General features: G+C 39.2%; 28 protein-coding genes and 1 tRNA gene. 17 read left to right on the top strand and 12 right to left on the bottom strand.

The features are described 5' to 3' along the window. Positions 1 to 7: 7 nt before the first annotated feature. The 4 genes from IPN35_03535 to IPN35_03520 all read left to right on the top strand — a co-directional run bounded on the left by IPN35_03535 (position 8) and on the right by IPN35_03520 (position 4,822). Positions 8 to 283, top strand: a complete 276-nt coding sequence (locus tag IPN35_03535) for a metal-sensing transcriptional repressor (GenBank protein ID QQS58649.1) — start codon at positions 8 to 10, stop codon at positions 281 to 283. Between the two features lie 18 nt (positions 284 to 301). Continuing rightward, complete coding sequence (locus tag IPN35_03530; GenBank protein ID QQS58648.1) at positions 302 to 1,642, top strand: sulfite exporter TauE/SafE family protein; 1,341 nt, start codon at positions 302 to 304, stop codon at positions 1,640 to 1,642. Between the two features lie 43 nt (positions 1,643 to 1,685). Next, positions 1,686 to 3,899 (top strand): heavy metal translocating P-type ATPase, encoded by a 2,214-nt coding sequence (locus IPN35_03525; protein ID QQS58647.1) that lies wholly within the window; start codon positions 1,686 to 1,688, stop codon positions 3,897 to 3,899. 575 nt (positions 3,900 to 4,474) lie between these two features. After that, positions 4,475 to 4,822, top strand: coding sequence for a hypothetical protein (locus tag IPN35_03520; GenBank protein QQS58646.1), 348 nt, complete (start codon positions 4,475 to 4,477; stop codon positions 4,820 to 4,822). Positions 4,823 to 4,860: 38 nt separating this feature from the next. On the opposite strand, the gene IPN35_03515 is transcribed toward IPN35_03520, so the two are convergent. Further along, complete coding sequence (locus tag IPN35_03515; protein ID QQS59911.1) at positions 4,861 to 5,745, bottom strand: polyprenyl synthetase family protein; 885 nt, start codon at positions 5,743 to 5,745, stop codon at positions 4,861 to 4,863. A gap of 246 nt (positions 5,746 to 5,991) precedes the next feature. Here IPN35_03515 and IPN35_03510 point away from each other — a divergent pair, with 246 nt between their 5' ends. The 3 genes from IPN35_03510 (at position 5,992) to IPN35_03500 (ending at position 8,359) form a co-directional block, all read left to right on the top strand. Next, positions 5,992 to 6,501: a hypothetical protein gene (locus tag IPN35_03510; GenBank protein ID QQS59910.1), complete on the top strand. Its 510-nt coding sequence runs from the start codon at positions 5,992 to 5,994 to the stop codon at positions 6,499 to 6,501. 122 nt (positions 6,502 to 6,623) lie between these two features. Continuing rightward, positions 6,624 to 7,178 carry a ribosome recycling factor gene (gene frr / locus IPN35_03505; GenBank protein ID QQS59909.1) on the top strand — a complete coding sequence of 185 codons (555 nt, stop codon included), beginning with the start codon at positions 6,624 to 6,626 and terminating at the stop codon, positions 7,176 to 7,178. Between the two features lie 14 nt (positions 7,179 to 7,192). Next, positions 7,193 to 8,359: a site-2 protease family protein gene (locus tag IPN35_03500; protein ID QQS59908.1), complete on the top strand. Its 1,167-nt coding sequence runs from the start codon at positions 7,193 to 7,195 to the stop codon at positions 8,357 to 8,359. A gap of 87 nt (positions 8,360 to 8,446) precedes the next feature. Here IPN35_03500 and murD read toward each other — a convergent pair whose 3' ends face one another. Beyond that, positions 8,447 to 9,769 carry a UDP-N-acetylmuramoyl-L-alanine--D-glutamate ligase gene (gene murD / locus IPN35_03495; protein ID QQS59907.1) on the bottom strand — a complete coding sequence of 441 codons (1,323 nt, stop codon included), beginning with the start codon at positions 9,767 to 9,769 and terminating at the stop codon, positions 8,447 to 8,449. A gap of 92 nt (positions 9,770 to 9,861) precedes the next feature. Here murD and IPN35_03490 point away from each other — a divergent pair, with 92 nt between their 5' ends. After that, positions 9,862 to 10,677: a hypothetical protein gene (locus IPN35_03490; protein QQS59906.1), complete on the top strand. Its 816-nt coding sequence runs from the start codon at positions 9,862 to 9,864 to the stop codon at positions 10,675 to 10,677. Here the strand turns inward: IPN35_03490 and IPN35_03485 are convergent. From IPN35_03485 to IPN35_03465, 5 genes are all read right to left on the bottom strand, one after another. Beyond that, positions 10,663 to 11,055, bottom strand: coding sequence for a hypothetical protein (locus tag IPN35_03485; GenBank protein QQS59905.1), 393 nt, complete (start codon positions 11,053 to 11,055; stop codon positions 10,663 to 10,665). The two genes, IPN35_03490 and IPN35_03485, sit on opposite strands and share 15 nt — an antisense overlap. 4 nt (positions 11,056 to 11,059) lie before the next feature. Next, positions 11,060 to 11,461, bottom strand: coding sequence for a hypothetical protein (locus IPN35_03480; protein ID QQS59904.1), 402 nt, complete (start codon positions 11,459 to 11,461; stop codon positions 11,060 to 11,062). Next, on the bottom strand, positions 11,458 to 11,733 hold the full coding sequence (locus IPN35_03475; protein QQS59903.1) for a KH domain-containing protein: 276 nt from the start codon (positions 11,731 to 11,733) through the stop codon (positions 11,458 to 11,460). Before IPN35_03475 ends, IPN35_03480 begins: the two co-directional genes overlap by 4 nt. 38 nt (positions 11,734 to 11,771) lie before the next feature. Further along, on the bottom strand, positions 11,772 to 12,230 hold the full coding sequence (gene rpsP / locus IPN35_03470) for a 30S ribosomal protein S16 (protein QQS59902.1): 459 nt from the start codon (positions 12,228 to 12,230) through the stop codon (positions 11,772 to 11,774). Positions 12,231 to 12,364: 134 nt separating this feature from the next. Continuing rightward, the gene (locus IPN35_03465; GenBank protein QQS59901.1) at positions 12,365 to 14,107 is read right to left on the bottom strand and encodes a hypothetical protein; all 1,743 of its coding nucleotides are present in this window, start codon (positions 14,105 to 14,107) and stop codon (positions 12,365 to 12,367) included. 159 nt (positions 14,108 to 14,266) lie between these two features. Here IPN35_03465 and IPN35_03460 point away from each other — a divergent pair, with 159 nt between their 5' ends. Then, positions 14,267 to 14,968, top strand: coding sequence for a uridine monophosphate kinase (locus IPN35_03460; protein ID QQS59900.1), 702 nt, complete (start codon positions 14,267 to 14,269; stop codon positions 14,966 to 14,968). Between the two features lie 10 nt (positions 14,969 to 14,978). Here IPN35_03460 and IPN35_03455 read toward each other — a convergent pair whose 3' ends face one another. Further along, positions 14,979 to 15,920: a prepilin peptidase gene (locus IPN35_03455; GenBank protein QQS59899.1), complete on the bottom strand. Its 942-nt coding sequence runs from the start codon at positions 15,918 to 15,920 to the stop codon at positions 14,979 to 14,981. Continuing rightward, on the bottom strand, positions 15,917 to 16,957 hold the full coding sequence (gene aroC, locus IPN35_03450) for a chorismate synthase (protein ID QQS59898.1): 1,041 nt from the start codon (positions 16,955 to 16,957) through the stop codon (positions 15,917 to 15,919). Before aroC ends, IPN35_03455 begins: the two co-directional genes overlap by 4 nt. Before the next feature lie 404 nt (positions 16,958 to 17,361). Between aroC and IPN35_03445 the strand changes: the two genes are divergently transcribed. The 6 genes from IPN35_03445 to IPN35_03420 all read left to right on the top strand — a co-directional run bounded on the left by IPN35_03445 (position 17,362) and on the right by IPN35_03420 (position 20,992). Next, positions 17,362 to 18,000, top strand: a complete 639-nt coding sequence (locus IPN35_03445) for a type IV toxin-antitoxin system AbiEi family antitoxin domain-containing protein (GenBank protein QQS59897.1) — start codon at positions 17,362 to 17,364, stop codon at positions 17,998 to 18,000. After that, positions 17,993 to 18,769 (top strand): nucleotidyl transferase AbiEii/AbiGii toxin family protein, encoded by a 777-nt coding sequence (locus tag IPN35_03440; GenBank protein QQS59896.1) that lies wholly within the window; start codon positions 17,993 to 17,995, stop codon positions 18,767 to 18,769. The genes IPN35_03445 and IPN35_03440 overlap by 8 nt, the downstream gene beginning before the upstream one ends. Positions 18,770 to 18,870: 101 nt before the next feature. Beyond that, complete coding sequence (locus IPN35_03435; protein QQS59895.1) at positions 18,871 to 19,134, top strand: hypothetical protein; 264 nt, start codon at positions 18,871 to 18,873, stop codon at positions 19,132 to 19,134. A 14-nt stretch (positions 19,135 to 19,148) separates the two neighbouring features. After that, positions 19,149 to 19,343: a hypothetical protein gene (locus tag IPN35_03430; GenBank protein QQS59894.1), complete on the top strand. Its 195-nt coding sequence runs from the start codon at positions 19,149 to 19,151 to the stop codon at positions 19,341 to 19,343. Between the two features lie 312 nt (positions 19,344 to 19,655). After that, on the top strand, positions 19,656 to 20,216 hold the full coding sequence (locus tag IPN35_03425) for a bifunctional (p)ppGpp synthetase/guanosine-3',5'-bis(diphosphate) 3'-pyrophosphohydrolase (protein ID QQS59893.1): 561 nt from the start codon (positions 19,656 to 19,658) through the stop codon (positions 20,214 to 20,216). Next, positions 20,213 to 20,992 (top strand): hypothetical protein, encoded by a 780-nt coding sequence (locus IPN35_03420; GenBank protein ID QQS59892.1) that lies wholly within the window; start codon positions 20,213 to 20,215, stop codon positions 20,990 to 20,992. Before IPN35_03425 ends, IPN35_03420 begins: the two co-directional genes overlap by 4 nt. Here the strand turns inward: IPN35_03420 and IPN35_03415 are convergent. Continuing rightward, positions 20,964 to 22,049: a hypothetical protein gene (locus IPN35_03415; GenBank protein QQS59891.1), complete on the bottom strand. Its 1,086-nt coding sequence runs from the start codon at positions 22,047 to 22,049 to the stop codon at positions 20,964 to 20,966. The genes IPN35_03420 and IPN35_03415 overlap by 29 nt on opposite strands. A gap of 236 nt (positions 22,050 to 22,285) precedes the next feature. Between IPN35_03415 and IPN35_03410 the strand changes: the two genes are divergently transcribed. Continuing rightward, a complete protein-coding gene (locus tag IPN35_03410) occupies positions 22,286 to 22,960 on the top strand; it encodes a hypothetical protein (GenBank protein QQS59890.1) in 675 nt (224 codons plus the stop codon). A 98-nt stretch (positions 22,961 to 23,058) separates the two neighbouring features. Here the strand turns inward: IPN35_03410 and IPN35_03405 are convergent. Next, positions 23,059 to 23,133, bottom strand: a tRNA-Asn gene (locus IPN35_03405). 41 nt (positions 23,134 to 23,174) lie between these two features. Continuing rightward, on the bottom strand, positions 23,175 to 24,362 hold the full coding sequence (locus tag IPN35_03400) for a hypothetical protein (GenBank protein QQS59889.1): 1,188 nt from the start codon (positions 24,360 to 24,362) through the stop codon (positions 23,175 to 23,177). On the opposite strand from IPN35_03400, the gene IPN35_03395 reads away from it, so the two are divergent. Next, positions 24,361 to 24,837 carry a hypothetical protein gene (locus tag IPN35_03395; GenBank protein QQS59888.1) on the top strand — a complete coding sequence of 159 codons (477 nt, stop codon included), beginning with the start codon at positions 24,361 to 24,363 and terminating at the stop codon, positions 24,835 to 24,837. The two genes, IPN35_03400 and IPN35_03395, sit on opposite strands and share 2 nt — an antisense overlap.

Genomic DNA, 24,837 nt, shown 5'->3' with positions numbered 1-24,837 from the left:
AAAAACCATGTCAGAAAAAAAGCAAAAAACTGCGATTGCTCTCAAAAAGGCACACACGCTTTTGGGAAAAATTCTTCAAATGGTGGAAGGAGACGTGTATTGCATCAATATTATTCAGCAAAATTTGGCAGTAATTGGACTTTTAAAATCCGTTAATCTCGATCTTCTCGAAGGGCATCTTCATTGCTGTGTAAAGAGCGCCATGAAAGCGCAAGATATTCAAAAAATGGATGAGATGATGGAAGAGATTCTCAAGATTATGAAAACCGCTCAGAGCAAATAATTTTCTTTCTCCAAAATAATGAAGCAGATATTTCCTGTTTCCGGAATGCACTGTGTCAGTTGTGAAACTCTTCTCGAAAAAGAAGTATCATGTATCTCTGGTGTTCAAAAATGCAAAGCATCTCACAAAAAGGGAACATTAGAAGTAGAATGTGACAAGAGTGTACTCAAAAAAGAGATCGAAAATGCTATTCAAAAATGCGGATATAACAAAGAAAATTCCTTTCAGAAAAAAGGGAAAGTAAAAGTATCCGGAAAAGATCTTCTCCAAATAGGAGGTATTTTTGTGGGTATCTTTTTTCTCGTCACACTTTTTTCTCATTTTGAGCTCTCACGTTTTTTTCCAGATGCCAATAAAGAGGTTGGTATTTTTATGGCAATTCTTTTGGGGTTTGTCGCATCAATTTCTACCTGTCTTGCGCTTACGGGTGGTATTGTGATGAGTTTTTCGAGTATCTATTCCTCTCAAAAAGATGCTTCGCTTTGGCATAGGCTTTTTCCTCAGCTTTCCTTTCAGTTCGGACGTATTGGGGGATTTGCCATTCTTGGAGGAGTACTTGGCTCTGTGGGAAGTGCGCTTCGGTATTCATCGGCAGGAGCAGGGTATCTCACCATTTTTGTGGCATTCATTATGCTCTATACCGGACTTCATATTCTTGGGTTTGTTCCGAGTATCACTCGGTTTGGAATGCATCTCCCTAAAATATTCAGTTTTCCCGTTCACGCTCTTCAGCAAAAGAAGCACCCAATATTTCCTGCGATTATTGGGGTGCTCACCTTCTTTTTGCCATGTGGATTTACACAATCCTTGCAACTTGTCGCTGTCGCCTCGGGGAGTTTTTGGGCGGGATCACTCATTATGTTTTCCTTTGCTCTCGGAACATTCCCCGTTCTGTTTTCTGTTGGTCTTGGTTCCTCATACGCGAAACAGAAAGATTTTGGATTTTTTCGAAAGATCATTGGCGTTTTCATTATCTTTTTTGGTCTGTTTTCTCTGCAATCGGGTTTGGTGCTCGCAGGATCAAAAGTGAGTCTCGATTTTTGGAGCACCGCTCCTCCTCAAAATGCTATTCCTTCTGATAACACTTCAGGAGAGGTGCAAGTGGTTACAATGGACATCGACTACACGTTTCAGCAAACCGAATTTCGTGTGCGAAAAGGAGTTCCGGTTCAATGGGAAATCAATGCCATTCATACTACCGGATGCGCAGATGAGGTTATTATTCCACGACTTGGAATTTCGAGCGGAAAATTAAAATCAGGGAAAAACGTGGTGGAATTCACTCCAACCGAAACCGGAACGCTTCCTTTCTCGTGCTGGATGGGGATGCAGAACGGAAAGTTTTTGGTAGAAGATTAATGTTCTTTAAAAGCCGAAAATAATTTTTCTTTCATTATTCTCTATGAAAAATATTACCCTTCGTATCACGGGAATGAACTGTGCCTCGTGTAGCACACTTTTGGAGAAAAATCTTCACGATGACACACGCATCCTTTCTGCAAGTGTCAATATTGCTACTGAAAAAGCGAATATCCGTTTTCGTCCAGAGGATATTTCTGAAACAGAAATTGGAGATATCATACGTCATTCTGGATTTGGTGTTGCGGAAAAGCATCAGGAAAAAGAGAATTTTCGAGAAGTAAAAATACAAAAACTCCGAAAACAATTTCTTCTCTCTTTGCTTTTTGGTATTCCGCTCTTTTTTCTCTCGATGGGAGAGGCTATTGGTCTTCCTTCGCTTCCTGTTTCTCAGCTTACCAATGTCACACTCCAATTTCTTCTGACAACGGTGATTATGGTGGTGACTGCTCCTTTGTATATTTCGGGGTTCGTAAAGCTTATTCAGCGGAATCCGAATATGGATAGTCTTGTAGAAATTGGAACACTGGCGGCGTATTTCTACTCTCTCACTCTCTTTTTTCTTCTTATTTTCGCACCAGAAAATATGGGAAATGAATATACCTATTTTGAGAGTGCTGGGTTTATTCTTATTTTTATTTCACTCGGAAAGTACCTTGAAGAAAAGACAAAAGGGAAAACAAGTGAAGCAATTGAAAAACTTATGGGGCTTCAGCCAAAAACAGCAGTCGTCTTTCGAAACAACTCAGAAGTTTCTGTCCCCATTTCTGACGTGCAGAAAAATGATATTGTTCTCATTAAACCGGGAGAAAAAATTCCGGTGGATGGAATCATATCTGAAGGTGCCTCCACTATTGATGAAAGTGCTATTACTGGAGAAAGTATCCCCGTGCAGAAAAAGCAGGGAGACACTGTTATTGGTGCGACTATCAATAAAACTGGCGCATTCCGTTTTATTGCCACTGGTGTCGGAGAAGAAACCATGCTCGCGCAAATCGTAAAGATTATGGAAGAAGCCGTTTCCTCAAAAGCTCCGATACAACTTTTAGCAGATAAAGTTTCGTTTTATTTTGTGCCAACTGTTATGGGTATTGCGACACTTACGTGTTTTGCATGGATAATGGCAGGATTTTCCTTCTCTTTTGCACTTACCGCTTTTGTTTCTGTACTCATTATTGCTTGCCCGTGTTCACTGGGACTTGCAACCCCCACTGCTATTATGATGGGCACTGGGCTTTCTGCAAAACGAGGAATTCTGATTAAAAATTCTAAAGCACTCGAAATGGCGCACAAAGTGGACACCATTGTTTTTGACAAAACAGGAACACTAACAAAAGGAACTCCAGAGGTTGTCTCTTTTCATTCTTTTGACAACAAGGAAAAAGAAGGAAAGCAAACAGCATTTTCTTTAGCAAAAAATTCAAATCATCCTCTTTCTCTTGCGGTTTCTGAGTGGGGAAAGAAAAATAAAATACAAGAAGAAGAACTCTCTCATTTTCAAGAAAAAGAAGGAAAAGGACTCTCTGCTGAAACAAAAGAAAAAACTCCAATCCTTTTAGGAAATCGAACGCTTTTAGAAGAAGAGGGGGTTTCTCTTTCTCCAAATGAAGAATCACTTTTTCTTGCGGAGGCGCAGGAAGGAAAAACACCTCTTTTTGTGGCACGAGGAAAAAAAATAATTGGTATATTAGGAGTGATGGACGACATAAAAGAAACCACTCCGCTTGCTCTTCAGAAGCTACAAGAATCGGGAAAACACGTGCTCATGATCACTGGAGATCACAAGGTGGTAGCGCAAGCTATTGCAAAGAAATTGGGAATACAAGAAGTCCTTTCGGAAGTTCTTCCTGGAAAAAAGGCAGAAAAAATCCAAATGCTTCAACAACAAGGAAGAACGGTTGCTATGGTTGGCGATGGTATTAACGATGCGCCAGCATTGGCACAGGCAGATTTGGGTATTGCGCTTGGTGCCGGAACTGATATTGCTTTAGAGGCAGGAGATATTATTCTCGTGCGAAACAACTTGGAAGATGTTTCACGAGCCATAGAAATTTCGAAATACACTTTGCAAAAAATACAGCAAAACCTTTTTTGGGCATTTTTCTATAATATTATCGGAATCCCTATCGCCGCAGGGGCGCTTTATCCCTTTTTTGGTTTTCTTTTAAACCCAATGGTGGCGGCATTCGCCATGTCATTTTCTTCCGTGAGTGTCGTGGGAAATTCGTTGCTCATGAAATGGCGTAAATTTCAATAGAAATAATAGAGACAAAGAGATAGGGATAATACATCTTCGCAACAGTTCTGAAAAAATTAAGATACATCGGTAGCACTTCTAAGATAGAGTTTTTCTCTGTCTTCGATGACCTTAATTCTCAAACCTATAAAACCATACCCACCTCTTATGAAGAAATGGGAATGGCTCAAAAAGATGAGTAAAGAACATTTCCATAACATCAGAAAACACTTCTCTTAATGTCCATTGGTATTTTACGAGGAGATAAGGATTATCACTCTTCGCAAAAAATACATCCGGTTGGAAAAAATGAAGCTTCGAAAGACAATCCAGAGATCGAACGATTCAATAGAACACTTTAAGAAGAATTTATCCAACTCGGAAATCGGATACTTGATCCAAGTGAATTCAACCCAAAACTGACTGAATGACTTATATTCTCTAACTCCGAAAGACCACAACGATTATAAAATACCTCTAGAGCATTATGAATGTACCTCAAAAGTGCCTATGGTGTGGTCATCCAGAACAAATAGTTGACAAAAATATTTAAGAGTTTACATTACGATTCGCTGTTTTTCTATTTCCTATTTTCTGTGTTAAAAGAAAATTTCGATGATAATGCTTCTTGTGATGCGCCTTCAGGAAATGAATTGCCTGATGTGGCTAAAGGGGTATTACAACGAATAAAAGAAAAACTGAAGGAATTGTGGTTGTATGCGATTGATGATACTTGTGGAGGAAAAAAAATATCTTTATCTTCTCTCAATAATACGGAGGCAGAGAAAAATCCATTTCACGAAGATCCACTTGCTCCATTCTTTGGTGTTATAAAAGGAGAAGGCGAGGACAAGGTAGCGCATCTTGCAAGGTTATCAACGAAGAATTATGGGGGAGTGGCACAGAGAATAAGAGCAATGACTCGTGAAAATATGTTCCGCTAAACTAGGAAAAAACTCCTCTAGAATGTTTTTTTATACTCTTACTTCTCTCGCTTTTCTGTGAGTTCTGCTAAATCTCTCAGTTTTTCCGATTGAAGTTTGTTGGCAATATTTATCGCTGTTTCCACTTCATGGGTCAGTCTTTTTTTTGCTTCTTCTATGCCAAATATTTGAACAAATCCTTTTTTCTCGATATCTTTCTTCGTTTTTTTCCCGAGTATTTTTTCATCTCCTTCTGCGTCGAGAATATCATCACGAATTTGAAAAGCGAGTCCGAGTGCATTTGCATATTCAGCAATGAGGCATTGCTTTTCTTCCGAAGCATTCGCAAGAAAAGCGCCAAAAAGTGCAGAGCATAGTAAAAGCGCGCCAGTTTTTTTGCGGTGTGTTTCCTCTATTTCGTTTGCAGTCAGCTTTGTATTTTCGAACAAAATATCTCGTGCCTGTCCGCCGTTGACTCCTTGTATACCAAGAACATGGGAAAAAAAGGAAATAACATTTGGAAGTTTTTTGTGTGATACGGTCTGTGAAAGAATTCGAAATGCCTCCCCCACAAGAACATCTCCCGCTAAAACAGCAATTCCTTCTCCGTATACTTTCCAAACGGTTGGCTTTCCACGACGCAATTCATCATTGTCCATCGCAGGAAGATCATCGTGTATGAGTGTAGAAGCATGAATGAACTCCAATGCGATAAGCGACTGAATATCTTTCTTTTTCAGAGATCTATTATCGGCACATGCTTCAAAAGCACAGCATCCGAGTATAGGACGAAATCGTTTTCCAGAACCAAGTACTCCATATTTCATCGCTTCAAAAAGGACTTTTTCGGGACTTTTTTCATCGTATATGTCATTTTGGCGAAACCATGTTTCAAGCTCAGTTTCGATACATTGCCGATAAGTTTCGTACCAAGAGAATCTCAATATTTTTGAAATAGAAAAAGATTACCATTGTTTTTCTCATGGAGAGCGCAAATAAATTTGATTATAAATAAAACATATTTTATAATAATATAAAGTATTTTTTGTGTCTCATTCTTCAAAAAAAAGTTTGACCGCGAACACAAAAATGCCTCATACTTTGTTCAGTTTTTGTATCCAAAAATTATGTTTTTTCCCAGAAGGATCCTCTTTTTCTTTGCTTTCGGATTCTTTTTTTCGTTCCCAGCGATGGCATTTACTCCTGCAACAGGAACTGATGATCCAGAAGGATTTTTCTCTTGTTTTTTTTTGGGGAATATTGTGAATGACGTTCAGCGTGAAGATACTCCGTTGGTTGATCAGAATACGGTTACTTTTCATGATGGGCGTGCCATCCAACTGTATGCAATGGGAAAACTAGCAGATGGACACAGCAAGGACTATATTACTGCGCATCTTGGAAAAATTTCAGATTTTGCGCGGGAAGATTCAAATGTTTCGGAGCAAGGGAGAAATCCCGATTGGTATGATGGACGAGTAGCTTCACTAACAGGACTCCTTTTTTGTGCAGATGATGATACCGATAGTGATGGGCTAAGTGATACACTTCCACGAGCCTCATGTTCCGCTGGTGTCTCTTCGCTTTTTCCAAAAGGAAGCGTGATTGATCGCATTACTCCATATCTTCGTCCATGTTGTGTACTCAGTGGAGCAGGGTCAGGAGAAACGGTCGATTTTTTCCCATGTGCACTTCAGTAGTTTTTCGGATGGTTTTCTGTTCGAGAGAATGGAGGAAAATTTCGTGGTGATACAGCAAAAGCAGGTTTCTTTTTTTTCAAAAACATGGAAAAATAGAGACTGACTCTCTTTCATTTTGTCTTATGCATATACTTCTCTCTTCCGTGCAGGAGGAATTTCACAAAGCTGTTTCCTTTTTGAAAAAAGAGTACGCTTCTCTTCAAACCGGACGCGCAAATTCGGGGCTTGTGGAGGATATTGAAGTAGAACAGTATGGACAGCGTATGCCGATTCGCCATCTTGCGAATATTTCTCTTAATGGACAAGAGATTCTCATTGATCCATGGGACAGAAGCGTACTTTCGGTCATAGAAAAAGCCATTCGAGAAAAGAGTGACTTAGGACTGAATCCCATTAATAATGGTGTTGCTATTCGAATTAATGTTCCGCCACTCACCGAAGATCGTCGACGAGAAATGGTAAAAATTGTTCATCAAAAAGCGGAACATGCTCGTGTCTCTATTCGACAAGCGCGACAAGGAGTTCAGGAGAAACTTCGAAAGGAAGAAAAAGATGGAGGAATGAGTGAAGATGATCTCAAGCGTCTTGAGAAGGATCTTCAAAAAGAAGTGGACGAAGCGAATAAAAAAGTAGAAGATCTTTGCAAACATAAAGAAATCGAAGTGATGACTGTCTGATTTTTTTCAACGTAATGGAATATTTTATAACTGGTATTGTTTTTGTTCTCATTTTTTCCCTTATCATCCTTATTCATGAAGGAGGGCATTTTTGGGCAGCACGTTTTGGAAAAATAAAGGTAGAAGAGTTTGGTTTTGGACTTCCGCCAAAAGCATGTGGTTGGAAAAACAAAAAATCTGGTGTCCTCTATTCCTTAAACTGGATTCCATTTGGAGGATTTGTCCGCATGCTCGGAGAAGACGATCGAGACAAAAAAGCACAAAAAGATCCACATGCTTTTGGAAATCGTCCGCTTTGGGCGCGCATTTTTACCGTATGCGCAGGAGTAATGATGAATTTTTTACTCGGGTGGATTCTCCTTACTGTTGGCTACACTATTGGCATGAAGCCCATTCTCATTTCTCCAGAGGATGTGGATCATGCTGTGGCGAATGGAATTGTTCTCACAGATGACGCAGGAGTGCTTATTGCTAAAGTGGTTCCTAATTCTCCTGCAGAAAAAGCAGGACTCTTGTCGGGAGATTTTATTACGGGAATTGATAACATTGTTCCTGTTCAGACGGCACAAGAATTTCTTGACGCAAAGAATAGGGGACTTCGCGGAAAAGAATTTCATTTACAGATATTACGTCGAACCTATTCGAGTACAGGTCAAATAGAGACTGAAAAGAGAATAGTTGCCCTTGTTCCGCTTGATGAAGAGGGAAATATGGGGATCTACCCATCAGATGATCCATCGATAACAGCGATACTTCCAGTGCAGTACGCGCCCCATAAAGCGGCGTGGCAGGCGGCAAAAGATGTGGGAAACCTCTCTCACTATACAGTTGTTATGTTAGGGGATGTTGTCTCCTCTCTCGTTTCAAAGCTCACTGTTCCAGATGGCGTTGGGGGTCCTGTGGCTATTGTAAAGGCGACTCATCACTTTGTTTCTCTGGGGGAGGTAATGGAGATTGTTAAATTTGCCGCGCTACTCTCTATTTCTATTGGGGTTATTAATATTATGCCAGTTCCGGCACTTGATGGAGGGCGACTCATATTTCTTCTTTTTGAGGGGATATTTCGAAGAAAGCCACTTCCAAAATGGGAGCCAATAATTCATGGAGTTGGTTTTATACTCCTTATTCTCTTTTTGATTGCGATCACCTGGAAAGATCTTACAAGCACTATCTCTTGGTGAAGTAATTTGTTTGCAAAGAGGGTTTTCTGTTAATGGTCCATACTGAACAACCCGAGATTCGTTACTACGAGAAGTTTTTGTGATGCTTTATTTTCTTTTTCGCAAGAACTCATTCACCATCGCATTCCATTTTTCTCCACGGTCATATTCATTTTTAAACTGATCAAAACTTGCTGACGCAGGAGAAAAGAGAATGTTGTCTCCAGAGTCAATAATTTTTTCTAATACAGCAAAGACTCCTTCAAGATTTTCTCCAGAGTGTATTTTTTTTGCATCATAACCCGATTTCTTAGCAAGATCTCCTATTTGTACCCCAGTTTTTCCCATAAGAATAAGTGCTTTCGGTTTTTCTTCGACTATTACTTTTCCGAGATCGTTATAATCTGCATTTTTTTCTGATCCACCAGAAATAAGAATGAGTGGCTCCTGAGAAAATGTTTTAATTCCCGCAATAGTTGCCGATGGGGTGGTGGCACACGAATCATTCCAAAAGTGAATTCCAGATCGTGTTGCCGCAATGAGCTGAAGGCGATAGGGGAGACCAGAGAACTTCTGAATAGCGGTTTGTATAGGAGCTGTGCGGACGTTGAGAAGTTTTGAAGCGGCAATAGCGGCTACGACATTTTCTAAATTATGTTCTCCTCGAAGTTTTATATCTCCCACTTCGCAAATAACCTCTTCACCTTCTTCTGTTTTCCAAATAATTTCATCCCCCCTTCGAAAAGCCCCATGAGGAAGCTCTTTTTGAAGAGAAACAGGAATAAGGGTTTCTTCTGGAAGTTCCTCTGCTATTTGTGAAACAACGGGACAATCGGCACAATATACTAATCGACCTCCAGATTTTTGATGAAGAAAAATATTCCGTTTTGCCGAAAGATATTCATCAAAACTCAGGTGTTTCTCTAGATGATCTGGGTTTGTGCGGAGGAGAACAGCAATCTGAGGAGATTGTTCTGAATCCCACAACTGGAAACTTGAAAGCTCTGCAATGACAACATCTCGCGTTCGAATATTGGGAAGAACTTCAAAGAAGGGAACACCAATATTTCCTACAAGAAAGACAGTATCATTTGCTTCTTCAAAAATTTTAGAAATAAGCGTTGAAGTGGTTCCTTTTCCTTTTGTTCCGGTAACTCCAATAACTTTCTTGGTTGGACATAACTGAAAAAAAAGTTCTGCACTTCCAATAATCTTTCCTCGGAAGTTCTGAAGTGCAGGATGATGCGGACTTACTCCTGGAGAGCGAATAAGAACATCACGATTTCCAACTTCTGAAAAATTTGGAAATTCCGGTTTGTTTTCATCGTACACAATGAGATCGCGAATACGACGACTCTCCAAAAAATGAGCAACCGATTGTCCTTCTATACCAAACCCAAGAACGCCGATTTTTTTCGTGAGGAGTTTCATAAGCGAATGTATTTTATAGAAGAAAGTGTATTTTGAAAAGACTTGTTTTTTTTGTGGGAAAACTAAGAATAAGAGAGATGTATAAATTTTCCATGCGTATTATTTTTCTGACGAGTTCGTTTCACATTGGCGCGAGCATCACCCTGCGGAGAATCCTTCGTTCACCATCTTTTGAAGTGGTGGGAATTATTCATCATCAGGTTGTGTCTCCAGACATGAAGAACGTTCGAAAAATTCTAAAAATGATACGTCATGCCGGTGTTTCTTTTATGGTGAAAATTGGATTTGTAAATATTGTACAAAAGATAGGAATTAGCCTTTCTCGTATTTTTCGTGCTCCTCACCGCAGAAAACTTTTTGATGTTCATGAGCTTGCGCATACATACGGAGTTCCTATTTTTAGTACTTCTAACGTGAATTGTTCGGAATCAGTTGCTTTTGTGAAAGATCTTGCTCCAGATATTCTCGTTTCATGCTATCTCCTTCAGATTGTTCGATCGGATATGCTCAGCATTCCTCGGGAGGGGGCGATTAATGTTCATCCTGCGCTTCTCCCAAAATTTCCGGGAAGTTGGACAAACTTTTGGATTCTCTATCATGGAGAGCAAGAAGGGGGGGTGACGGTGCACTACATGAATGAGCATATTGATGCAGGAGGCATTATTCTTCAAAAGCATTTCTCTCTTCGGGGAAAAGCTCTTTCTCTTCAGTGTTTTACAAAAAAAACAGCCGATTTTGCCGCAGAAGCCCTTCTGAAGGCTCTCCATCTCTTAAAGAGGAAAAAGGCACATCCCCAAAAAAATCATCGTGCAAGATACCTTTTTTCCCTTCCTCGCAAAACAGAAGCGGAACGCTTTGGAAAAACATTTCGTTTTGTGCGATTTCGAAAGTTTTTACAGTGGTTCTAGTGTGTCTGGAGAGAGTTGGTCTTGGTTGGCGATATCTTTCCATTTTTCTCCAATGTTTTGTACTGAGTGTAAAACACTCTCCCATTCGAGAAAGGGGAGGAGATTAAATTGAAAAAGAGCACTGAGTACCGAAACAAAGGTGACAGAAAAAATAATAACAAGAAGTCCAATAATAGCAGTCCGAATACTCGAAATGGCTTTTTTCGATTTCTCTTCATCTCCGCCAGAGGTAATAAATTGAATACCTCCGTAAAAGACGAAAAATACCGAAAGCAAGCCACCAACAAGAATAGAAAGAGCAACTCCTACGTTTACTGCTTCGGCAAGGGTTCCCGAGAATAAGAGGTGAAGAGGTGGATCTTCCGAGAATATGGGCATCAAATTAGTTTGCTAATGGTGCTGGTGGTTCTGGTAGTTGGGGGAAATCATTAACCGAGGTGCTTCCTCCGCTCATAACACGACTTGTGATATCTCCAATGAGTTCTGTCATGCGATCCCATTGAATATATTGAGTAAGATTAAACCCAAAAAGACTTCCAACAATAGCAATAATAGTCACGGCAAAAATAGTCACCACGAGTCCGACAATTGCGTAGCGGATGGTGTGAACAGCTTGTTTAATTTTTGACTCATCTCCACCAGAAAGAATAAAGGAGATTCCTCCGACGAAAATATAAAAAATAGAAAGAAACCCCGCAACGAGAATTCCGAGTGCGACCGCTAAGTTAATAATGTCAATAAGATTATATCCACTTTGGTTGGGGCTTAATAATCCGTCGTTCATTCGAAAGGAGAAGAGGAATCTTCAAGTCGAAGGTTAATTCGACTTCCATTGTCTTTCGCTCCAACAACACGCAAAAGAATCCGAAGTGCTTTTATGGTCTGACCTCCTTTGCCAATAATTTTTCCGGCATCAGTGGGGTTTACATGAAGAGAGAGGAGAGTGCCAAGTTCATCAATGGTCCTCGTAATGGAAACATCTTCGGGATGCTCTACCATTGCCCGAACAACAAAAAGAAGAAATTGCTCTTCCGGTGAGATAGTACGTTCTGGCATGAATGATGGGAGAAGAAAATAGAGAAAAGAACGTGTCCTTATTCCGATTCCGTCTCTGCTTTTTCTGGTGTCTCTTTCGAAGCTTCTGAGGTTTCTGAGGAAATTGCTTCAGCCTGAGTTTTCTCCTCTTCTGCCTTTTTTTGCGCTTCTTCCTCTGTAGCTTTCTTTTGTGCCTCCTCTGCCTCCGCCTTTTTCTTGGCGGCTTCTTCCTCTGCCTTAGAAGGCTTTTGAGCTCGTGCTTTTATAAATTTTTCTGCTTGAGAGATACCGTTTTTTGTACAAAGGCGTGCTACTGTTTGGCTTGGCTGAGCTCCTACTGAAATCCAGTATTCAACACGTTCCTTTTGAAGGGAAATGTCTTTTGGTTGAACAAGTGGGTTGTAGTATCCAAGTCGTTCAAGAAACTTTCCCTGTACTGGTTTAGATTTTTCGGCAACCACAATGTGGTAAAAAGGTGCATTTTTACGACCGGTACGCTGCATTCGAATAACAAGCACGATAGCTAAAAAAGAGAGAAAAGAAAACTGCCGAGACATTCTGCCGGAGGAACACTTTTTTTGTCAATCTACTTCTTTCTATGAGGGGTGAATATTTCCTTCACCCCTCATAGGCTTTTTCCATATTTTTTAGATTATTCCTGTGGAGTAGGAGGTGTTCCCGCACTTACTCCTTCTTCGGGCGTTGGAGTTGATGGCGCATCAGGTGAGGTATCTTCTTCAGAAGGTATCCCTCCATTTGCCTGCTCAATCATTGCCTGCTCAATCATCGCGTTGAGCTCTTCTTCACTCATTCCTTCTGGGAGATCATCGTTTATGTTCGACGGAAGAGAATCAGAAGGAACTCCTTCTTCGAGTACTGGGGTTGGTGATGCACCAAAGAGAAGTGGAAGAACCTTTTGCGTGAGCACAGAAAATGGTTCGAATTCTTGTGGAGGAGTAATATCAATATTTTTGATTTCTTCGATTAGGTAAGACATTTCTATGTCTGCAAGTGAGACTTCTCCTTTCTTGAGCTCGACGTGGAGTATAAGAGTTTTTGCGTCAAATGAAAGTTCGTGAATAAGAAAAACAATATCTGGTTGCTCGTTGTTGGTCATTGTTCCGCTCCATTTTTCTTCATTTTTCTCAAGAGAGATGTGGGCAACTTCTTTTTCTTCGGCATCACTTGTATTGTAGAAAGACATTTCAAATGTCTTTTCTGACATATTTCCAGAGAGAAGTTTTTTCCCTTCTTCTCCTTCAGTAAGTGCAAATGTTTTTGTATTTCCTTCTTTTTTTGCAACAAAATCGATAACTCCTTGCATCGATTTTATACGAAAACTCTTTTCGTTCTCAGAAAGAAAGACACTAATGTCTCCATTTTTTTCGGGAGATTCGGTATTTGTAATACTTCCCTCAAACGAGAGTGCAAGTGGATCACTGGAAGAAAAACCAACAATTCCAGAGATATTAACTCCCGCCATATTGGAGCGCATATCCTCTTTGGTTGCTTCAATATTCTGCTCTGGAAATTCTGCGACTTCCAAGATCTTACCAACCATTTCCTGAAAAGCATTGGTGTCAACGGTGACTTTGTAGGATTCAAGCCCTTCTTTTCCGGAATCGGATTTTTCGGAGAAGGCAAAAAGAGGGGTATTTCGAATAATTTCTACAACTTCTTGTTGAATTTCTCCAGGACTCTTTGCTGAACGAAAGAGAGTTTCTATGCTCGTATTTCCGCCAAGAAGCTCATCAATTTCTGCGGCAGTTCCTCCATACCATGTTCCGATAAGAGGTGTAATAGACGCCATTACTTGATCAGATGGCACTTCTGGTGCATTGAGTGAGAAATCCTTGAGAGAAGCGAAGTAATTTCCGTCCTTTGCAAGGAGTGCGAGGGATACCTTTCCTTCTCCGGAAGCAATGGGAGATTCCATTTTTGCACTCGCATCGAGACTGGCATCCATCTGAATGTTTTCAGAAGATCGATCTGTTTTTGAACTGCTCTTAACTGAAAAATTAAGATTTCCGTTCATCATTTCGAGAAGAACTTTTCCAGATACTGAAAAATCTGCTTTTGATTTTTGGTAATGCGCCATATTTCCCATTGTTTCGAGGAGCATATCTGCAAAGGCATTTCTGTTTGCAGCGCTTAATTGTTCAAAACGTTCTTTCGGGTCTTTTGTGGTAATGTTTTTGGTATCCATGCCTTTATCTTCTTCACCACCACCAAAAAGGCTACAACCGGCGAGAAGCATACAGACTCCCACAAACAAGATGGGTTTTTTAAATGAAAGAATTCTCATAAGGAGAAAAGAGAGAGAAAAAGTAAAACGGTTTCCGTTGTACCATGTTTTCGAAAAAAAAGCGATATTCATTTTTAATATTTTCGCCATGATTCCGAAATGGCAGTTTTTTTGGCGGGAGTGATTTTGAAGAAGGAAAATTCCATTCCTTTGAGCTTTCTCCCTTTTTTTAAATGGTGAATGGAAGAATTTCGTGTTGTTGTTTTTTTCAAAAAACGCATAAAATTACGTTTAGTTTTTTATATGTTCATGACACGTTACCTTTTGAAAATTTCTGGAGAAATGCTTGGAGAAACAGGGTTTTCCTCTGATAAGGTCTCTCTTCTTGTAGAAGAGATTGTTCTTGCAAAAAAGGTAGCTGGAGCCGAAATAGCGGTGGTAGTGGGCGGAGGGAACATTTGGCGCGGACGAGATTCGAAAGCATTCGGATTTTCTCCTGCTAAGTCCGATCGTATTGGAATGGGTGCAACCGTTCTCAATGCCGCCGTACTCAAGGAGATGTTTCACAGTAAGAATATTTTGGCAGACGTTTTTGTTCCTCACGCTGTTCCTCTTTTAGGAAAATCACACTGCATTGAAGATGAAATTCAGAGCCTAAAAGCGGGAAATATTGTCCTTTTTGCTGGCGGTACAGGATCTCCTTTCTTTACGACTGATTCGGCCGCCATTGTGCGAGCACTTGAAATTCAGGCAGATGCAGTGCTTAAGGGGACGAAAGTCGATGGTGTTTATGATGAGGATCCTGAAAAAAATCCATCCGCAAAACGTTTCGATACTCTTTCTTATAATGATGCTATACAGATGGGACTCAAGGTGATGGATGGAACCGCATTTTCTTTAGCACGCGAGTACAAGATGCCTCTTTTTGTTTTTGATGCATTCCAGAAAGGCGCTATTTCCGAAGCAGTTCAAGGAAGAGGAAGGGGAACATGGGTACGAACCGAGCGCTAAGGAATGGCGTCTAAACTTTTCCGTAGAGAAATGAGAGATAGAATCTGAGGATTTCTTCTCCCCAAAAGAGACAGAGAAAAAGAGAGGTGGCGAGCATAGGACCAAAGGGGATGAGTGACTTTGTTGTATATTTTTTGAGAGAAATAAGGGGAAGCGCAATAAGCGTTCCAAGAAGGTAGCTCAAAAAGACAGCAAGAAGCCCAATCTTCCATCCGAGTGCAAGCCCTATAATGAGTGCAATGCGTAAATCGCCTCCACCAATCCACGAGAGGAAATCGTCCTCTTCTGTTTCTTCTGGGAATTTTTTTTCGAGATACCCTGCCAGGAAAAAGAGTTTTGCCAGAATCCATAATGGAAAAAGGAATACGGAAGAAATAGCAGAAAAAAATGCAGATGTTGTACCACGTTTAAGCGATGTCAAAAAAGCGGGAGTCAAAATTTGAAGTGTAAAAAACCCATATACAATGAGTGCCCCAAAAAGCGCTTCTCCAAGAAACGGAGGAGGTGCGTGCATTGGTAAAATGGGAAACACGAGAGAGGCAACGATAAGAAAACCAATAGTAGGAAGAGATACTTCATCTGGAATTTCGAAAAACCGAATGTCCGACAAGAGAAAGATGCCGAGGGAAAATACGAGAAGAATCCGCCATACAAGGAGGAAAGGATCATCAAGTGATGTGAGCATTCCGGTGATACCAAAGAGCAATCCAAAGAGGAGTTCTGATGTTGGATACCAATACGAAATGGGAGTTTTACAACAGCGACTCTTTCCTTTTTGTAAAAGAAAAGCAAAAAGAGGAATGTTTTCGTACCACGAAAGGGGATGTTTGCAGAGTGGGCATTCGCTTTTTCCATTCATAATTCCTGGTTTTTTGTTATGAAGGCGAATGGAAATGACATTCGCAAAACTTCCAAAAAAAAGTCCAATGGCAAAAAAGAGGAGAAAAGTCACGAAGTGCGAAAAAGAAGATTTGTTCGTTCTGGTGGAGCGAGTAAAGCATCGGCAAGGACAAGGGCAATCATGCTTTCGGCAACTGGTACGAATCGTGGGGCGATGGTGGGGTCGTGTCGTCCAGTGACGGAGGTTTCTATTGTTCCTCCCTCTGACTTTTTCATCTTTTGTGCTTTTCCAATGGAGGGAGGCGGTTTAATGGCAACACGGAGTCGGATAGTTTCTCCGGTAGTGATGCCACCCGATATTCCTTCTTGTTTTGGATTTTGTTCGCTTCCAAACCGGTGTGCCACTTGTAAGCCTTCGCCAAATTCAAAGCTTCTTGTGGTGCCAATGCTGAGTAAAGCTTTTGCAAATTCCCCTTCTATTTTTCCAAAAACCGGACTACCACAAAGTTTTGGGGGATTTTTTACTACAATTTCTACAAGCGCGCCAAGAGAATCACCTTCTTGTTTTGTCTGTCGCACGAGTTCTTCCATTTTTTGTGCTGCCTTGGCATCTCCACAGCGAATAAGATTTTTTTCAATTTCTTCTTTTTGAAATGTTTCTGCACGAATGTTTCCCAGTTGCACCACGTGGGCAAAAATTTCTGTTTTGCTTGCCGTTTTTAAGAGTTTTTTTGCAATAGCACCGCCAATAACGCGTGAAAGCGTTTCACGTCCGCTTTGTCGTCCACCTCCGCGGTGATCTCGATGTTGGTATTTTTGATCCCACACTTCATCCGCATGCCCTGGTCTAAAAACTTCTTTGAGTACGGAATAATCTTTCGATTTTTGGTCGCTATTGCGAACAATAATCGCAATGGGTGTTCCAATGGTTTTTCCTTCAAAGATACCACTCAAAATTTCTGGTGTATCCGATTCATTTCGAGGAGTTGCCATATCGCTCTGTCCTGGTCTTCTGCGAGCAAGTTCCGTGGTAATTTCTTCTACAGAAATGAGTAAGCCTGCCGGACATCCATCAATAACAGCTCCGAGGGCAATTCCATGAGATTCTCCAAAAGTGGTGAGCCGAAAATGTGTTCCAAATGTGTTCATTCTTGAGGTATTTTCTCATATTTTTCAAAAAAGAGCTAGAATGTTTTATAGGGAGAACTACTTCCAAATGGGAAGAAAAAGCAAAAAACAAGTTTTTTTCGGTTTCTTTTTCTCAAAAGCCCTTGTACTCTTTTGATTTAAGAAGATTCACAAAAAAACACATAAACTAATAGAAATACGCTTCCAAAAAGAGGAAGGCATGATTAAGAGGATTAGTTTATCAAATTGAATCCAAAGATTGGAATATGTTGCCCGCTATTTTGCCTTTAAAAAGGGAGCGTATTGCTCAAACCTGAGATTGGAGGAGAGAATGGCAAATGAGACGGATGAGTGGGTGATGGCGAGAGGTAGATAATTGACTTTAGTTTCCTGATTTGATACAATATTTCTGTAAAAGGACAATTATGTCCTATAAAAGAAAAATTATGAATACAATTGATTTTCAAAAGCAATTTCAACCTTATCAAGTTTTTTCTTTGCAAGATGTAAAGAAGTTTTTTCCTGATTTTTCATATCGACAAATTGATCGCTGGGAAAAGAAAGGATATTTGATAAAAATTAAGCAAGGTTTTTACACCTTGGCAGATCAAGATATAAATCAAAGTTTTTCATTTTTGGTGGCAAATCGGATTTATTATCCCTCTTGTATTTCGCTAGAAAAGGCTTTGAAGTATTATGGACTGATTCCTGAGGAAGTTTTTCAAATCACTTCTGTAAGCACCAAGAAGACTGCAGAATTCGACACACCTATTGGTAATTTTGGCTATCGTCATATTTCTCCCAAGCTTTTTTGGGGATATAAGTTAGTAAAAATTGATGATTCCAAGTTTTTAATTGCTGAGCCAGAAAAGGCAATCTTGGATTACTTATATCTCAATCCTCGTCTCAAGACAGTAGATGATTTTGAAGGAATGAGGATAAATGAAGATTCTTTTGTTGAATACATCGATATTAAGAAGTTCCAAAGGTATCTTGAGGCTTTTAATAATAAGGCACTTGCAAAACGCGCAAACACTTTTTTAAACATCATTCAAAATGATTAATCTCATTCAAATTTTAGAAGAGTATCCAAAGCATTTGTATTCTCATCGTGAGAGTATTTTGAAGGAATATCTACAATACAAGATTTTGCAAAGTATTTTTGATAGCAAATTTGAGAAGAAATTAGCTTTTCTCGGCGGTACGGCACTCAGAATTGTACACGGCAGTACCCGATTTTCCGAAGATCTTGATTTTGATAATTTTGATCTTAGCGAAACAGAATTCATTGAGCTGGGTGAGATTATTAAGAAAGATTTAGAGGCTGAAGGGTTGGAAGTTGAAATCAGCACAAAAACTAAAAACGCCTATCGGATCAAGATTCGTATTCCGCAATTACTTTTCAATGAAGGATTGGCTTCCGTGCCTGAACAAAAAATCCTGATTCAGGTTGATACGGTTCCACAAAACTTTGAATACACACCAGACAGGTTTGTTTTGAATAAATTTGAAGTATTCGCCAATATTGCCACTGTGCCCAAGGATTTACTTTTGGCACAAAAACTTTATGCTTGTGTGAACAGAAATCGGATCATGGGAAGGGATTTCTTTGATGTTGTGTTTTTGTATGGCATTGGAGCCAAGCCAAATTTCGAATATTTAAAAAAGAATCTTGGGACAAAAAATGAAAAGGAATTGAGAGAATATTTACTAGAAAAAACTGCTGATTTTAATTTTAAAGAGTTGTCAAAAGATGTGGCTCCATTTCTATTTTATCAAAAAGATAGAAATAAAGTGGAAATGTTTCCTGATTTTATCAAGCACAGTTTGTAGTCAAGTAAAAGAATTGATTAAGAAGAAAGTCTTTTACTCTCGGCACAACTTGACCTTATTTCTTAACAAGACATAAAACTCCTGCCAAAGATTGGAATACATTGCTCGCTATTTGGATAATACTACATTTTGAAAAGCCAACCTCTCCGATCCCAAGAGGTAAAAAAATGGAGGAAAAAATCCAAGTTCTTTTTAAGAAAAATAAATTAGGGAGTTTTCAAAAGAATCAAAAGATTTTTGAAACGTTGCTGCCACACCAATCAACCGCAGTTGAATATGAAGTGATTGATTGGCAAAAAGTACTTGGTAAATCAGGAAATCCATCAGCTAGTTTCCACTTTCTTGTCGAGAGAATAAATCATTAAAAAAAAGTTTGTTAGTGGGAATTGCAAAGGATGAGTTCAACGAAAAATCAATTCAAATACGCCGAAGACAAGAAGAAATTATTGATAAAAAGAAGCTCCACAATGACGCTGATGAAAAGTTTGGAATCACAGTTACTTATTTGAGCTTGCTTCAAGAGCTTACGATGTTTTCAAAAGTTCCAAACCAGAGGAGAAACGAGAGCTTATGAGTTTCTTACTTTGGAACCCTCGCTTGGAACACGGAAAGTTAGTCTACGACTACAAAAAACCATTCGATGTACTCGCTAGAGCATCGAAGTGTAAAGAATGGCTCACCATTCCGTTCCTATTTAGAACCAAATGTTATAAGCCTTTGAGGTGTATTAATCGAGTACTCGGAAATACAGTCAATTTTTTTGATTATTTTTGCGTTCGGTATGTGTGATTTTTAAATTTTAAAAGAATTTCAAAATGAAATCATAATCAAAAATTAGACTTTTCCCATTATTTTTGCTTATATTATGGCTTGTTTTAAGGAATCAATGAACATTCCCGCCTTAATCGAACACCTCTTCAAAGACAAAAAAAGAAAAAATGGAGCGCCCTACACAAGCCATTTTTATGCGGTTCGGGATATTTTGATGGAAGCAGGTGTGGATGATCAAGACACTCTGGACGCGGCTCTTCTTCATGATGTTTTGGAAGACACTTCCCTTTCCAAAGCATATATCAAGTTTAAGTTTGGAGCAGAAGTGACTTCTATTGTTGAATTTCTTTCAAAATGGGAAAGATGGAAAACTTCTCACTGCAAAATGAAAGGAAATTTAGATGATATGGAAGTGATTTGGAAACACTACCCTGAATCAACGCTCATTAAAATGGCAGATCGTCTTCATAATCTTCAGACGATTGATGGATTTAAACCAGAAAAACAACGAGAGTATATTCACGAAACCAAAGATTTACTCCTTCCACTTTTTCGAATGAGTATCAAGAAGAATGCCTTGGAAAAATTTAACGCTCCAATGCAGAAAATTCTTCAGCGATTAGAACAAGAAGTTTTTGCTATTGAAAAGCGCCTTTCTCTTTCTCAAGAAAAATGACCAAAACGGCAAATATGACCATCAAGGAGGTGGCTGATCTTCTTCATATTGGAGAGACCAGTGCTGAACTCTATATTGAATTTTTGACGCATGGAGATCTTTCTCGTACGGAATTGATGAATTTTGTAAAGAGAGATGAAACAGAAGTAGAAATGGGAATTCAAGAGCTATTGCAGAGGGATTTAATCCTTCCGGGGAGGGTGATTGCGGGGACTCAAATATTTCAGGCAATGCCGATTACGGATTTGGAGAAGAGGGTGAAGAAGAGTTTTGAGATGCTGGAAAATGTGAGAGATATTGTTGTACCGAAACTCTATCGACCAGAAAAGATTGGTTTTGTGAAATATGAGGGAGTAGAAGGAATTCGGAATGTGTATGAAGAGATTCTTTTAGAGGCAATTGAAGAAAAACAAGATATTTTTGCATTTGAAAATATTCCTGACAAAAATACTTCTAATATTGGGAAAGATTTTTTAGAAAGCTATCTCAAGAGAAGAATTGAAGCGAAAGTTTTAGCTCGCGTTATTATTCCCGACACACCAGCGGGTCGAGAATATAAAAAAGAAAACAAAGATAATCCATTTACGAAAGTTTCTATTATAAAGGATTTTGACATTCAAGGAACAATCAATATTACGGGAGATTTGGTTATGTCTTACGCTTTATCTCCTCCTCAGGGAATACTCCGAAGAAATACCATAGAAGCGAATGATTTCAAGCAGATTTTTTCTTTTTGCTGGAATAAAATTAATAGGGATCAGCACTCCACATCGTAATTCTTTTTATTCTTCTGTCATCTCCTTCCTCATTTTTGGAATTATTAATCAAAAGAGTGCTTATGTATCGCTTGACCTCTTCAATATTTTTGTATTCTTCAAAAATTTTTATAATATCAGCTGGATAGATTTGTACTGATTCTCGAGGAAAAATAAGTGATTCAGAAGCTAAAGAATAAAATCCTGCATTTGTCATTTCGCGTCCATGTCCTCCATTTTTTGGCATATATCTTATATGGTAGGGGAATCCATTGTTTTCTTTTGGAATATTAGTAAGGCTAAAATTTTCACTTTCTTCTGGCAAAAATCCCATTTCTGTTAGTATATGAGCTGATTTTGATCGAGAAAGATAATAAAATCCAGACTGAAGAATATCTGGAATTTCTTCGAAGAAAAATCCATGTTCTCCGATAGTGGTTCTAATTTTTTTAAAAAAATGGCTTCTATGTTCTTGAAGAGCAGAAACGGAGCTCGGATCAAGAATTTCTGAAGTAACAAACCATGTTGCGATTGCAATATCAGAAAACGGAATATTAATTTTCCCAAAATCTCCCTCGCGATATTCTATCTCAATTCCATCAATATTTGATGATTTATCAGTCCCATAAGTATCGGATAGTTTTCCTTTTATGGTTTCAATATGACTCTCTAAAAGATCATTAATGATAATTTTTTTTATTTTTTGTTTTGTTTTTTTCCCCATTTCAATAATAAGAGGAATCATACGACCTTCACCTGCTCCAATAACAGTAATGGCATTTGTATGAAGGGCGGGGGTTAAATGGGTATCAATAATATTAAGGGAAATCTCAAGGTATTTAATCAAAACATTTACATCTGAGAGAAAATGGGATGACCCTCTTTCTTCCATGTCCATAGAATTATAAAATAATTCTGTTATTTTCCTATATTCCTCAAACGGAAGTGAGGTTCTTTTTTTGAGAATATATTGAGCGGATTCTTTGAGACGATCATAATTAATTTCAGGATTATCATCTGCTATGTGAAGCATACTTTCTTGAGCCTCCTTTTCTCTTTGATCGTTATTTTCTTTCATGGCAATATGCGAAGATAGTGTGGTATTTTTCGATTCACGAGAAAAAAATGAGGCGCGGATCCTGCTCTTCAATTTTAAAAATGTCAAACAATCGAATTGAAAAACTATTTTCCCTCTTAATATTCTCCATCTTATCACAGTTTTTCCCTATTTTTCAAAAAAAATTAAGAGTATTGTACTTCTTATAAAACATCATCGGAAGAATCCGAGAATCTCAAATGATTTCGGTTTGAAATATGTCACGATATGGAGGAAAAAAAACGGCAGAAGGGCTTCAAAGCATTTCCATTGTGAGAATGAAGCAATGGGGATTTTTCAATGAGAAAGAAAGTTTTCGGAGTGGTTCTTTTACTTGGGGGGATGATCGAAACAAAACAAGTGTGGGATATTCTTTTTCTTTATCGGAAAAAGAACTTCGTCTTCAGTATAGTTTTGTAAATGATCCCAATAATCCAAAAGCAAAACAGGATTACAAAATACGCCTCAGTACTTCCTCTTGTCGTTATGGTGGGGTTCGGTATTGGATACACTGTCCAAGATGTGAAAGAAGAGTAGGAAAACTGTATCTTGCCGGAAAGTATGTTTTCGCTTGTCGGCAATGTTGGAATTTAACATACAGTATTTGCAACGCTTCGGGACTTGAAAGAAGAATAGGAAAATTTCTTTCTTATTGTGATCTTGATGAAGAATTTTCAAAGCTCAAGAGGTGGTATCATAGAGGAATTACATCCGACCAGTATGACAATTTTGTGGAACGCTTTTCTGAAGAAGAACGAGAATTGCAGGAAGAAATGATGACTATAAGCAAGGCGGACAATGCTTTTTTAAAAACGAGTTTGTCGGTTCTGGAACTTGCTCAGAATGCAGGAGAAATTTTCAAAAGTTCCAAACCAGAGAAAAAAAGCTTATGAGTTTTCTACTTTCGAACTTGCGTTTAGAGGGCAAGAAATTACTTTATCAAGCCAAAAAACCTTTCAACATCTTCATTGAAATGGGCAGAAATCAAGAATGGCTCCCCGAACTGGATTCGAACCAGTGACCTAACGGTTAACAGCCGTTTGCTCTACCGCTGAGCTATCGAGGAACAAAGGATTGGCGGTGTCGGTGATGTTTTTAAAACAATACTTATCGTTTTTTGAGAACCAAAATGCAACGACCAACGTGCTGATTTTGGCGACGATAGAGCAACAATTTTTCAGAAGATTTCTCTGAAAGTGCCAAACCATTTTTCCAAAATTTCTCTGCCACGGCAAGGGCTTTTTCTGGGAACGCCAATTTTCCCTCTTTTGTTTTCCAGAAGGGGAGGCAAACCACCATCTTTTCGATACCTTTGCTTTCGGCGGTTGATCGAAAAAAAGCAGACATCAATGGATCAACTTCTTTTTGCGCTCTTGCAATATCTTTTTCCGAAGGAGGAAGATGAAAAGTCGGTCCTAAGTATCCCTCGGTAACAACAGCAATTCTCCCTTCTTTTTGCACTTGTTGTGGTACTGGCGCACTTGCATCATGTCGAAAAAGGTGAAAAGAGGGGAGGGGAGAAAATTTGTCTTCAAGCGCCGAAAGATTTTTTCGACTCATTTTAAGAAGTTCTGGTGAAATATCACTTCCCGAGCAGGGGATTGTAAGAAGGAGTGATTCCCCCAAAATAGTTCCTGTTCCGCAAAAAGGATCCCATATTTTTTGAGGAAGATGTCCATTCTCGGCAGAAAGATTTGTCATCATGAGGGCAAGCTTTGGTGGAAGCATTCCGGTTTTTGTGTCTCGCTCTGGTTTTTCGTAATCGCGGATGGAAAATTCTTCAGGATTATAGGCAGAGAGTGTTTTGGCAAGTATAACTCGTGTTCCTTTTGAAATGACAAGAAATTCACTTCTTCCTGAGGAACCTAAAAGCCTTTCCCGATGAACAGTGCTCACATCTGGATTTTGAAAATTTCGGTTAATAAAACGAATACTCCGCTTTTTTTTCGTGAGTATTTTTTTCGTTTCAAGAATAATTTTTTTGTTCAATTTTTGCGAAGCAGGAATTTGAGTGGTAGCAAAATGAATTTTTTGTCCCTCCTCTACCTGTTCCAGAATATTCGCAAGAAAACCCGAAACATCGTCTCGGTCAATCTCCTCAATGTATTCTGCAATACGGAGTGTTCCTCCAAGAGTTCGTATATGCGGAGGTGTAACTTTTTCGGGAACTTCTACCAGTGCGATTTCTGGACATGGATGGCTGAGTACGGCAGAATTTGGAAGTCGGGATGCGATTTCCGCGAGTGATATCTCTGGAAAAAGTCCGAGCTGAAAGCAATATTTTTTTGTTGTCATGGATCGTTATAAGAAAAAAATTGGTTGGATTCGACTCGTTGCGCTCCTTCTCCTTGTGTTTTCAGTAGGAGGAGTGTGGGGTATTCTTTTTGAGCGTTGGCGTTTTGTCAAGAACAGGGAGCCTATTACGTTTGGAAATTTTTCTGATGAAATTTCTCTTATTCGTTTTTCTACCATTGAAAATGGAGTGTTGCGAGGAACGTTGCAGGGTGAAGAAGCACGGTTCATTGTTGGTGATACAGAAGAAGTATACTCTGTTTTTCCTGGAGAGTTCTTTTTTTCTGTAGAAAATATTCTGCCACTTCTTACTCACATTCCTGCTCCCGAAGGATCGCTTTTTGTGGCGAGTAAATCGGGAAAGTATTTTTATCCGCTCGATGATCCAAGTGCTGCGCTTATTTCTGTAAAAAACCGCATCTTTTTTCCTTCCGAAAAAGAGGCACTTTCTGCGGGATTTGTTCGAAGAAGCAAGTAG

The organism is Candidatus Peregrinibacteria bacterium (assembly GCA_016699755.1).
Lineage (GTDB): Bacteria > Patescibacteriota > Gracilibacteria > CAIRYL01.
Note: the sequence above shows the minus strand (reverse complement) of the source record. Positions and strands in the feature narration are given on the sequence as shown.

Bases quoted from the DNA above. Each gene is read 5' to 3' on its own strand.
- IPN35_03535 (QQS58649.1), top strand. From the start codon at position 8: ATGTCAGAAAAAAAGCAAAAAACTGCGATTGCTCTCAAAAAGGCACAC.
- IPN35_03530 (QQS58648.1), top strand. From the start codon at position 302: ATGAAGCAGATATTTCCTGTTTCCGGAATGCACTGTGTCAGTTGTGAA.
- IPN35_03525 (QQS58647.1), top strand. From the start codon at position 1,686: ATGAAAAATATTACCCTTCGTATCACGGGAATGAACTGTGCCTCGTGT.
- IPN35_03510 (QQS59910.1), top strand. From the start codon at position 5,992: ATGGCATTTACTCCTGCAACAGGAACTGATGATCCAGAAGGATTTTTC.
- frr (QQS59909.1), top strand. From the start codon at position 6,624: ATGCATATACTTCTCTCTTCCGTGCAGGAGGAATTTCACAAAGCTGTT.
- IPN35_03500 (QQS59908.1), top strand. From the start codon at position 7,193: ATGGAATATTTTATAACTGGTATTGTTTTTGTTCTCATTTTTTCCCTT.
- murD (QQS59907.1), bottom strand. From the start codon at position 9,769: ATGAAACTCCTCACGAAAAAAATCGGCGTTCTTGGGTTTGGTATAGAA.
- IPN35_03490 (QQS59906.1), top strand. From the start codon at position 9,862: ATGCGTATTATTTTTCTGACGAGTTCGTTTCACATTGGCGCGAGCATC.
- IPN35_03485 (QQS59905.1), bottom strand. From the start codon at position 11,055: ATGCCCATATTCTCGGAAGATCCACCTCTTCACCTCTTATTCTCGGGA.
- IPN35_03480 (QQS59904.1), bottom strand. From the start codon at position 11,461: ATGAACGACGGATTATTAAGCCCCAACCAAAGTGGATATAATCTTATT.
- IPN35_03475 (QQS59903.1), bottom strand. From the start codon at position 11,733: ATGCCAGAACGTACTATCTCACCGGAAGAGCAATTTCTTCTTTTTGTT.
- IPN35_03465 (QQS59901.1), bottom strand. From the start codon at position 14,107: ATGGCGAAAATATTAAAAATGAATATCGCTTTTTTTTCGAAAACATGG.
- IPN35_03460 (QQS59900.1), top strand. From the start codon at position 14,267: ATGACACGTTACCTTTTGAAAATTTCTGGAGAAATGCTTGGAGAAACA.
- aroC (QQS59898.1), bottom strand. From the start codon at position 16,957: ATGAACACATTTGGAACACATTTTCGGCTCACCACTTTTGGAGAATCT.
- IPN35_03445 (QQS59897.1), top strand. From the start codon at position 17,362: ATGTCCTATAAAAGAAAAATTATGAATACAATTGATTTTCAAAAGCAA.
- IPN35_03440 (QQS59896.1), top strand. From the start codon at position 17,993: ATGATTAATCTCATTCAAATTTTAGAAGAGTATCCAAAGCATTTGTAT.
- IPN35_03425 (QQS59893.1), top strand. From the start codon at position 19,656: ATGAACATTCCCGCCTTAATCGAACACCTCTTCAAAGACAAAAAAAGA.
- IPN35_03420 (QQS59892.1), top strand. From the start codon at position 20,213: ATGACCAAAACGGCAAATATGACCATCAAGGAGGTGGCTGATCTTCTT.
- IPN35_03415 (QQS59891.1), bottom strand. From the start codon at position 22,049: ATGAAAGAAAATAACGATCAAAGAGAAAAGGAGGCTCAAGAAAGTATG.
- IPN35_03410 (QQS59890.1), top strand. From the start codon at position 22,286: ATGTCACGATATGGAGGAAAAAAAACGGCAGAAGGGCTTCAAAGCATT.
- IPN35_03395 (QQS59888.1), top strand. From the start codon at position 24,361: ATGGATCGTTATAAGAAAAAAATTGGTTGGATTCGACTCGTTGCGCTC.
- IPN35_03400 (QQS59889.1), bottom strand. From the start codon at position 24,362: ATGACAACAAAAAAATATTGCTTTCAGCTCGGACTTTTTCCAGAGATA.